We start from the raw sequence: 4,975 nt of genomic DNA, 5'->3' as shown, positions 1-4,975 counted from the left end.
GAGCGACTATCTCTCCAAATCCGGTCTCATGGTGCATCCGCTGCTGGTGGATTTCATCGAGCGCGAGGTGCTGCCCGGAACGCCGGTGGACGCCGACCGCTTCTGGTCCGGCTTTGCGGGGCTGGTGGAAGAGCATGCCCCGCGCAACGCCAAGCTGCTGGCGCGTCGCGACCAGTTGCAGGGCCAGATCGACGACTGGCATCGCAAGAATGGCCCGGTGGCCAAGGATCCCGCCGGCTATGAACGTTTCCTGGGCGAAATCGGCTATCTAGTGGCCGAGCCGGGTGATTTCACCATCGAAACCGCCGGGCTCGATCCCGAAATCACCACGCTATGCGGCCCGCAGCTGGTGGTGCCGGTTTCCAATGCGCGCTATGCGCTCAACGCCGCCAATGCCCGCTGGGGCAGCCTTTACGATGCGCTTTATGGCACCGACGTGATCGCGCGCGAGGGCGAGCTGGCGCCGGGTCGGGGCTATAATGCGGCGCGCGGCGCGGCGGTGGTGGCCAGGGCCGCCGAATTTCTCGACCAGAGCGTGCCGCGGGCCCGCGGCAGCCATGCCGAGGCGAGCGCCTATCATGTGCTCAAAAAGGATGGTGTGCATTATCTGGCCGTCGACACTCCCGCCGGCCAGACCGGGCTGCGCGATCCGGCCGCCTTTGTCGGCTTTTCCGGCACGGAAAAGAGCGGCGAGATCGTGCTGGCCCATAACGGGCTGCATATCGTGCTCGTCATCGAGCCGGGCAGCGTCATCGGCGCGGCGCACAAGGCGGGCCTCAGCGATGTCATCGTCGAGGCGGCGCTCACCACCATCCAGGACTGCGAGGATTCGGTGGCGGCCGTGGATGCCGAGGACAAGGTGGGCGTTTATCGCAACTGGCTGGGCCTGATGAACGGTACGCTGGAAGACACGTTTGAAAAGAACGGCCGCAGCGTCACCCGGCGCCTCAATGCCGACCGTGTCTATACCGGTGTCGACGGCGCTTCCCTCACCCTCAAGGGCCGTTCGCTGCTCTTGGTGCGCAATGTCGGCCATCTGATGACCACCGATGCGGTGCTGTGGAACGACAAGCCCATCGGCGAGGGGCTGATGGATGCCGCCGTGACCGTGCTCTGCGCCTTGCAGGACAAGGTCAACAGCACCACCGGCGCGGTCTATGTGGTCAAGCCCAAGATGCACGGGCCCGAGGAAGTGGCCTTTGCCTGCGCCATTTTCGCCTCCGTGGAAGCCATGCTGGGCCTTGCGCCCAACACCGTCAAGATCGGCCTCATGGACGAGGAGCGCCGCACTTCGGCCAATCTCAAGGCCGCCATCTATGAAGCGCGCCAGCGCGTGTTCTTCATCAATACCGGCTTTCTCGACCGCACCGGCGACGAGATCCACACCTCCATGGAGGCCGGCCCGGTGCTGCGCAAGGACGAGATCAAGTCCGAGGCCTGGCTTGCCGCCTATGAGGATCGCAACGTGCTGATCGGTCTTGCCTGCGGTCTTTCGGGCAAGGCGCAGATCGGCAAGGGCATGTGGGCGCGTCCCGACGACATGGCGGCGATGATGGCCTCCAAGGGTGCCCATCCGGCTGCCGGCGCCAATACCGCCTGGGTGCCTTCGCCCACCGCCGCCACGCTGCATGCGCTCCATTACCATCAGACCGACGTGTTCGAGGCCCAGCGCCGCCGCCACAACCAGGCGGTGCCGCCGCTTTCGGCGCTGTTCTCGATGCCGGTGCTGCCCGCCAATACGCTGAGCCGCGACGAGATCATCCGCGAGCTGGAAAACAATGCCCAGGGCATTCTGGGCTATGTGGTGCGCTGGGTGCAGCAGGGGGTCGGTTGCTCCAAGGTGCCCGACATCAATAATGTGGGGCTGATGGAAGACCGCGCCACCTGCCGCATTTCCTCGCAGGCGGTGGCCAATTGGCTGCGCCATGGCCTGGTCAGCCGCGACGAGGTCAGCTCCACCTTCGAGCGCATGGCCAGCGTGGTGGACCAGCAGAACGCGGGCGACCCGATCTACCGGCCGATGGCGGAAAACTTCCAGTCGATCGCCTTCCAGGCCGCGCTCGACCTGGCCCTGCACGGCGCCGACCAGCCCAGCGGCTATACCGAACCGCTGCTGCACGCCGCCCGCCGCAAGGTCAAGGCCCGCGACGCGAAATAGGCGCCGGCGTTTTCCCATCCGCATTGTCGTGCCGGCTCAAGGCCGGCATGACACCGTGGTGGCGGCGATATCAAGCAGCCCGAGACGCGTCAGGCGCTCAGCGCCATGCGCGCCGTGCGGGCCATCTGCACAAGGGTCTGGTGCATGTCCTGCGGGACGGCCAGGGGGGTATCGAAGGCGATGCGGCGCACGTCGTCGCCCCAGGCGATGATCATGCCATCGGCGTCGATGCCGGTCAGCGTCCACGGGCCGGTCGGGGCGCCGCAGAAATGGCGGGCATAATTGCTCACCGCTTCGGCGTGATCGTCGTTCATATGTTCGAGTGCCCCCGCCTCGGCGGCGGCGAGGTCGGCATCGGGATTGGACAGGAGCTGTTCGGCGGTGAAGGCATAGGCGCGCCCGAAGCCGCCATTGAGGCTGGCCGAGAGCGGTTCGAGCCGCACGAAGTTGAAGTCGCCCAGCCCGGCATAGAGCCTGGCCTTGGGCTGGTGGCTGAGATGGCGGGCGGCAAGGCGCGCATGCTCGGGGGTGTCGCGGGCGATAAACTGCGCCCGCGCCGCGATGGTGATGCGGGCATGGGCCATGGGGTCGCCCTTGCGCGGCTCGCCCAGCAGCAGCGAGCAGCGCGGATCGGCGGCCAGCGCCGGGTAATGGGCGGCGAGTTTCGAGATCAGCAGCAGCGGGGCGCCGTCGAAATCGCTGGAGACGCTGACGCGGGTGGCGATGGGGGCGCCGCTTGCCGGATCGAGCGTGGCGATGGTGCCATGGCGCGCGGTGCGGATGATGGTCTTGGCGAGGCGGATGGCCTCGTCGTCGGTGGGCTGGAGCAGGTCTTTGCCGGCCATGGCGCTATTTCCCTCGAAACGATTGTGGCCGCAATAAAGCTCAAACAAACATGAATATCAATGTCATATTATGACGCCGGCGGTGTGTCGTAAGGCCCTACCTCTCCACACCTCTGGCGGGTGGCCGCTTCAGCTGACGAAATCGAACTTATCGACGTCGAACAGCCCGCGATCGGTCATCTTGAGATGCGGAATGACCGGCAGGGCCAGGAACGCCACCTGCAGGAACGGCTCCGGCAGCACGCAGTCCAGGGCATAGGCGGCGTCGCGCAGCCGGTGCAGATCCTCGGTCACGTCCTCGAAGGGCCTGGTGCTCATCAGCCCGGCAATGGGCAGGGCCAGCTCCGCCGTCACCCGGCCGCCCTCGGCCACGGCGAAGCCGCCACCCATCTCGATCAGCCGGTTCACCGCCGCCGCCATGTCGGCATCGTCGGTGCCGACCACGGTGATGTTGTGGCTGTCATGGCCCACCGAGGAGGCGATGGCGCCGCGCTTGAGCCCGAACCCGGTGACGAAGCTGCGCCCGATATTGCCGTTTTTGCCGTGGCGCTCGATGACGGCGACCTTGATGACATCGGCGGCAAGGTCGGGCACGAGCCCCTTGTCGGTGGCGGCCAGGCTCGCTTCCTCGCGGAAGGTGAGGATCAGCCCGGGCCTGACCCCGATCACCGGCACGCGGTTCTGTCCCGCTTTGGGTGCCGTGATGAAGGCCTCGGGTGCCACCGGCTTCGCCTTCATCGAGGCCAGGCCCACCGGCGCCACCGGCTTTCGCGTGGCAAAAAGCTCCGGGGTGACCAGCCGGCCCGCCGTCACCACGTCCGAGACGCGGCAGTCTTCCAGGCTATCGACCAGCGCGATATCGGCGCGCCAGCCCGGCGCCAGCAGGCCCCGGTCGGTGAGCCCGAAAATGCGGGCGGCCGAGTGGCTGGCGGCGCGATAGACATGGTGCAGCGGCCGCCCCATGGCGATCAGCCGGCGGATGGAGCTGTCCAGATGTCCTTCCTCGGCGATGTCGAGGGGATTGCGGTCGTCGGTGCACAGCGCCACGAAGGACGAGGTGTTCTCATCGAGGATTTCGGCCAGCGCCTTCAAATCCTTGGAGACGGAGCCTTCGCGGATGAGGATGGCCATGCCCTTGGCCAGCTTCTCGCGCGCCTCTGCGGCGCTGGTGGCCTCGTGGTCGGTGCGGATGGCGGCGGCGAGATAGCCGTTGAGCGCCTGCCCGAGCAGCAGCGGCGCGTGGCCGTCGATATGGCCGCCCTGGAAGGCCGCCAGCTTGGCGATGATGCCCGGATCGGCGTTGAGCACGCCGGGGAAATTCATCATCTCGGCGAGCCCGATCACCTTGGGATGGCTGCGGAAGGGTTCGAGGTCCTCGATTTCCAGCGCCGCCCCCGCCGTCTCGAAGGGGGTCGCCGGCACGCAGGAGGAGAGGTTGACGCGCACATCCATGATGGTTTGCTCGGCGCTGTCGAGGAAATAGCCAATGCCCTCGGCCCCCAGCACATTGGCGATTTCGTGGGGGTCGCAAATGGCGGTGGTGACGCCATGGGGCAGCACGCAGCGGTCGAATTCATGCGGGGTGACCAGGGAGGATTCGATATGCAGATGCGTGTCGATGAAGCCGGGCACGGCGAAGCGCCCGCCGCCCTCGATCACCCTGCCCCCTTCATAGGCGGCATGGGTGCCCACGATGCGGTCGCCGACAATGGCGATATCGGTCCGGGTCACCGCGCCGGTGATGACGTCGAGCAGGTTGACGTCGCGGATGACGAGATCGGCGGGCGCCTTGCCCTGGCCGGCCATAATCATGCGGGTGAGGGTGGCGGGGCTGGTCATGGGCGCGTCCTTTTTTGCTCTTGCCCGAGGGTCGGCCGCGGCGGGCGGGACGTCAAGGCCCGGCGGAACTCCCGCCGCGATCCTGGCGTTGCGCTTGGGTCAACCATGGAGGGTGCCATGAAAACCTATGATC

General features: G+C 66.7%; 3 protein-coding genes. 1 reads left to right on the top strand and 2 read right to left on the bottom strand.

Annotated elements, in window-relative coordinates; translation table 11 throughout:
- Positions 1–2,158, top strand: a 2,158-nt coding sequence (locus tag VDP82_RS13800) for a malate synthase G (RefSeq protein WP_416347120.1), incomplete at its 5' end; no start/stop codon positions are given.
- Between the two features lie 89 nt (positions 2,159–2,247).
- Here the strand turns inward: VDP82_RS13800 and VDP82_RS13795 are convergent.
- Both VDP82_RS13795 and ade read right to left on the bottom strand, forming a co-directional pair.
- Positions 2,248–3,003, bottom strand: a complete 756-nt coding sequence (locus VDP82_RS13795) for a HugZ family protein (protein WP_323015425.1) — start codon at positions 3,001–3,003, stop codon at positions 2,248–2,250.
- Positions 3,004–3,132: 129 nt separating this feature from the next.
- Positions 3,133–4,842: an adenine deaminase gene (gene ade / locus VDP82_RS13790; protein ID WP_323015424.1), complete on the bottom strand. Its 1,710-nt coding sequence runs from the start codon at positions 4,840–4,842 to the stop codon at positions 3,133–3,135.
- Positions 4,843–4,975: the final 133 nt, after the last annotated feature.

This window comes from Devosia sp., assembly GCF_034675085.1.
Taxonomy (GTDB): domain Bacteria; phylum Pseudomonadota; class Alphaproteobacteria; order Rhizobiales; family Devosiaceae; genus Devosia.
The sequence above is the reverse complement of the archived record's forward strand: the minus strand, read 5'-3'. Positions and strand labels throughout refer to the sequence as shown.